1 protein-coding gene is annotated in these 5,843 nt (G+C 36.9%); it reads right to left on the bottom strand.

Annotation, left to right across the window (positions count from 1 at the left end):
- Nucleotides 1-4,907 (bottom strand): DEAD/DEAH box helicase (locus ACFIMA_RS09030; RefSeq protein ID WP_375693383.1); only part of this gene is annotated, 4,907 nt, incomplete at its 3' end.
- Between the last annotated feature and the right edge of the window lie 936 nt (nucleotides 4,908-5,843).

Raw genomic sequence — 5,843 nt, 5'->3', positions numbered from 1 at the left:
GTAATAACCCTTTGAAACAACTCCAATGGGTAAGCAGGGTTGCCAACGGTTTCAACAGCATAGCGATTGGCATCATTAACAATGCCGCTCTTTTTATCAGTCTTTACACATTGCCGTTCCATAACCCATTCAAGAGCGGGTTTACCATTGACGATATATTCATAAGCTTCAAGAGGGATATCTGTCATTGTGACATTGCTGTTGTAAAAAACTGTCGATTTATCTTTTACTTTACTATTCCCAAAAAAATTCATTTCTGTAACATAATAGAATTTTTCAGGATTAGGGATATCAGTGAGTTTTGGATCACCTTTTTTAAAGGTTACAGGATAAGGTTCTACAGTTTCATAGTTCATATGCAAATGCCCCAGTTCACGCCCTGCAGTTACAAATTTCCAAAAATCTTCAGTGCTCTTTACACAAGGGATACGAGGCAATTCTTTAGAGAGGTTATCAGCATAACGGGTGCGGTAATCTTCTGAATGCAAAATCCCGTAAACATAATAAAATAGATCACCTTTAGTGATAGTTTCATTAGGATAAGCGGCTTTAAAATGTGCTAATCCTTCATCCGTAATGGCATCACGGCGTTGTAAACCAGCTGTTTTGTTTTCCTCTATAGAGTTTGTAAATAAATGGGATTGCTTTTCACTTTTCTCTTTTAAGGATACAATATCTTCATAAAGATATTGCGGAAAGCATTGACCGTTTTCTATCACCTGATAATCAGACACAGCTTTAATCATAAGAACAGAAAAGGTTTTTTTTGCTCCTATGCCTGTAAGTTGTATCATTTTATTTTCAACTGATTTTCCTATAGGAAATATACATGGCATTATGGAAACTCTATCGTTGAAAGCACGATTATAATAGAGCCATTGTTTTGTAAAAGGGCGATAAATACTTTGAATAAAGCACGTCTCCTCGAACTCAAATAATTTTTCTCTTATAAATTCTCGTTTAAGAGTACTACTCCAACTGATCTTTGTAGCATCAGCGTTAACGAAATTGTCTATAGCCTTTTCACGTATTTTGCGATCAACATGTCCATAAGCTTCGTTAAAGCGCTCCACTTCGCTATTATAGAAGTTAATCATGTTGTACATGTTTTTTGATAAAGCATTACGACTTGAGTTGTATGCCCACGCATCACGACTGGTTAGAACGCCACAGGAATAAGTTTCAAAAAGCTTTGTATCATGACCTTTCTTAACACCTAAAGCTAGAAATGTCTTGAAACTGTCATCACGTTGATTTATCCAATCATTATGCCTATCCGGTGTAATTATTTGCCAACCTTGTTTACTCCGTGTAATACCATTAATGCTACCAAATTTTTTAATTGTCTTAAGCTTTTCTTCTCTATTGAGATAATCTCCAATATCACGGAAATATATTTTCCCATGTTGTTGTGCATTTGGATTTTTAACCAAAATAGAAATCGCTATAGGGGCACGAGAACCTTCACCAAAAATTTTTCCACCTTCTTTGCGAGAAAGTTCTCCAGAGGTTCGTTGATTACCCCGTAAATGGAAAATATAAAGGCTGCTAAATTCTTCAACGAGGCATTTGCGTAAGCCATCCATAGATTTTGTATCTATAAAACTTGCATTTGTAACAAAACCAATCACACCACGGTCTTTTATACGGTCACTTGCCCAGCGAATGGCGCGGATGTAACTATCATAAAGCGCCTGCATAAGACTTGCTTTCGATTGAGCCGCATAAGTTTCACTGATCCGTTTATCTAAAATCGGATAAGGAGTATTTTTCGCATTATCGTTTTCACTCTTTTGTCCTATAGAATAAGGAGGGTTACCAAAAATAACTTCGATATCCAGTTTCTTTTGATGCTCTAAATATTCACTGTTTTCTTTGAATAATTTTTGCAGCAGATTCTTTTCTTCAAGCATCCGAAACGTATCAGTCAAACCAATATGCTTGAAAGGGATATATTCTCCTTTCATGATACTATGATAGGTCGATTCAATGTTAATCGCTGCTATGTAATAGGCAAGTAAGACAATCTCATTGGCATGGATATCATAACGGTATTTATATTCCATATCCTCTGGTTTGATGAGATCTGATTGTAAAAGCCGTGTAATAAAGGTACCCGTTCCCGTGAAAGGGTCAAGAATAGAGACACCCCGTGAACCAAGGCTTTTTCCAAATTCATTGCGTAAAACATCATCAACAGAATGAATGATAAAATCCACAACCTCAATGGGCGTATAAACAATTCCTAATTTTTCTACCGTACGCGGAAAAGCATGACGGAAAAATTCATTATAAAGCTTTACAATTAAGTTTTGTTGTGCTTCAAGACTTGTAGTTCCTCGTGTGTAAAATTGTACATTCCTAGAGATAGTTCTGAAATCTTGAGATTCTTCTTTAAGAGTAACTTTATCAAGGATATTAAGTACACGTTGTAAAGCACAAGAGACGGGATTTTCTTGAACAAACTGATGCCCCTCAAACAAAGCATCAAAGACTGGACGCGTCACAAGATGTTGTGCAAGCATTTCAATCGCATTTTCTTCGGAGAGGGTCGTGTTTAAATTGTTACGTAATTCGGTCATAAAACCATTAAACACCCGCCGCGTTTCCGTTTCTGATTTTGTTAAAACTTCGGTTAAGCGTGTGATATGATTTTGAGCAAGATCAGCAACATTGGTTGCCCATCTTTTCCAATAGCTAGGGTCGTAATTTCTCTTAACAATAGCTGCTCTAATGACATCCGGATATTGAGAAAAAAGGGATAATTCTTCTTCTGGTTTATATCCGTGAAAGGATTCATAAGTTGGTGATCCAATGTTCAGTCCTGAATATTCTGATTTTGAGCGTATAGGTAAGTCATCAATAACCACAGTTGTATCTTCTGAGGTAGCCTTTTGAGAAGGAACAATAATATCAAGGGCATAGCTTACGTCCTGTTTTATGGACATATGGTGGATTATTTTATTAAAACTCTCATCATGGGCACGCAAAGCATTGACGACTTGCCAGATGACATCATATTTTGGATTATTTTCCAAGGCTTGTACTGGTGGAATGCCAGCCGGTACTCCAACGGGTAGAATGATATAGCCTCTTTTCTTACCCTCTGCTCGACGCATGACACGGCCTATTGCTTGAATAATCTCAATTTGACTTTTTCGCGGGTGTAAGAATAGAACAGCATCAAGAGCAGGAACATCAACACCCTCCGAAAGACAGCGTACATTGGTTAGCACACGACACGTATTTTCCCCCGCATCTTCCTTTAACCAGTCAAGTTGTTTTGTACGCTCTTTAGCACTAAAGGTTCCATCAATATGGGCAAGAGTACAGTTAAGAGGGGGAGTATCTTTATAGTTTTTATGAAGGGCGTGCAAAGATTCTTGAACTTTTTCTTTTTTGAATTCCTTGCATATGCGTTTAGAAGTATCAATATCTTTGCAAAATGCTAAAGCTCTACGCATGGGATTGGGGTCATCTTCAAGATCAAGTTTCAGATCCATTTTGGTAAGGGCTCTATAACAGCCATTAATCTTGGTCCTATCGTCAAGAATAAGTTCATAATTCTTATCGGTAATAAGATGTTGAATGGATTGGCTTACTTCTTTTTCATTGACAACTAATATGATAACTTTACAAGGTGATAACAGTTTATGTTCTAGAGCTTCCGCAAATGTATAATGATGCAGTTCTTTGCCATAAATTTTTTCGTCATCCATAGAGGCAAGAACAGTATCAGATAGGTCAGCTTTCCTTTTTATCTTATCTGTAAAGATTTTGGGGGTTGCTGTCATATATAGACGTTTTTTACCCCGAATGATTCTGTTATCATGAACCTTGATAAATTCAGATTCACGCTTGTCTGTTCCTAACACAGCCCCAGTTGTTCTATGTGCTTCATCGCAAATGATTAGATCAAATTCGGGTAAACCATGCTCTTTTTGCGCATCTGAAATCACTTGGATAGAATGGTAAGTTGAAAACACCACCGTCATTGCATCTGCTAGGTTTTCGCAAGCTTCTTTGGCAAGGGTTTGGGCATCCGTGGTAGCAGGGAGAACAAGATCTGATGTTTCCATGCCAACAATATCATCTTGGTTCTTACGACGCTTGCCTACTTTTGTATCCGAACACACAGCAAAAGAACGCAAAGGTACTTGTGCATCGGCTGTCCATTCACGGATTGTTTGTGAGACTAAAGCCAGAGAAGGGACCAGAAACAAAACACGCTTGCCTTTCCCAGCAAGGGTTTCTGCTATCTTCAAACTGGTGAAAGTCTTCCCCGTACCACATGCCATGATCAGCTTGCCACGGTCTGCTTCTTTTAAACCTTCACAGACTTTCTTGATGGCTTCTTCTTGATGGGGACGAGGCTCTTTTATTGATTTAAGAACAATTTCTTTTTTAGTTGCAAATATTTGCCAATCTATACGACTGTTTTCCATATGACGAAGGTCAATGCGATAAACGGGTATCGCTTGTCCTTTGATCATGGCATTCACATTGTCACTTAATTCCACTTCCGTGGTATCGACGAGAAGGCGATATTTAAAGATGTCTTTTCCAGAGGCAGCGATAAAGCTATCAATATCTTTTTTACTGATCTGATGGTCAGCTTTATAAAACTTACATTGAATAGCCACATATCCCTCTTGATTGCGAAGCTTTGCCACCAGATCAATGCCGATATCATTTTTATTCCAACCTTCACGCTCTTTAGCCCATTCATAATAGCTCTCAACCGTTTCATATCGTCCAAAATGGAGAGGGTCATACATAAGATAAGCCATGACAAGGTTTTCAAACAGCGTTCCCAATTCACGGGGTGATTTTGCTTGTTGACGATAATATTCCAAGAGAGAGCGTAAAGAGACATGTTCATGATCATAATGATGAGGGCGAAGCATAAAGAATAAACTCCATGACAATATATTCTATTGATTAATTCTCTTCAAAAGAATCAAAATGAAGCTTATTAAATCCATTTTGAGTAAATGGTGAAAAAAATGCAGAAAAATGCGAAAAAACGGATAAATTTTTTTCAAAAGAGTTTTTAAAGGTACTTATCCACAGCCCATGGCATAGGATAAGATCAGCAAAATAGTGAAATTTTCTGTTTATTTTATGGAAAAAAGACAAATTTGATATGTGCTTTTAAGATATCATAATGAGTATTTTGATAGGTTTTATGAGTCACTAAAATAATCTATTTTGTCAGTTTAATTTACTGACACAAACTGACAAATATATATTATGGATTGTATTTAAGGTTGTATTGTCGATATAGGTTGTATCATTAAAATACTAACATATTGAAATATAATGTTTTTAATTTTTTCTCATTTAAAAAAATAATATAGGCTCTAAAAAGAACTGACAACACTGACAGCACTGGACAAAACTCTTCTGTTCAGATCATTATCTTTGGAGAAAGGTTGCTTAATGCGCTGTACAGAGAGTTTTGCCTATTTGAGTAGAAAGTTTTAAAAGAGATTTCTTATTGTTTTCTATGATGGTTTTTGACGACAGGATGTGCTTGATAGGATGATGTCTCGTTTATATGCGTGTTGAGTGGCTTAGAGGAGCTGGAGAGTGAATTTATCTCTAATTATTGATAAATATATTGTAGCATTAAACTGGGGATATTGATGTATTAACCATTGACGGGCTAAACAGTTTTGTTTAGAGGCTTCTTTATATAAATGTGGGGGAGAGATCTTCAGCAGTTAAAATAAAGTGGTTTTTGGGTGTCACTTTTCTTTGGTTACAGAGGCATGTGCTTTTGTTAAAAGCGTCATAGAGCAGTGGCTGTTTTGAGTGGACTTGTTAGAGGTTCCATGAAG

It is taken from the genome of Bartonella sp. AP88HLJMH, assembly GCF_042195605.1.
In the GTDB taxonomy this organism is placed as follows: Bacteria; Pseudomonadota; Alphaproteobacteria; order Rhizobiales; family Rhizobiaceae; genus Bartonella.
The sequence above is the reverse complement of the archived record's forward strand: the minus strand, read 5'-3'. Positions and strand labels throughout refer to the sequence as shown.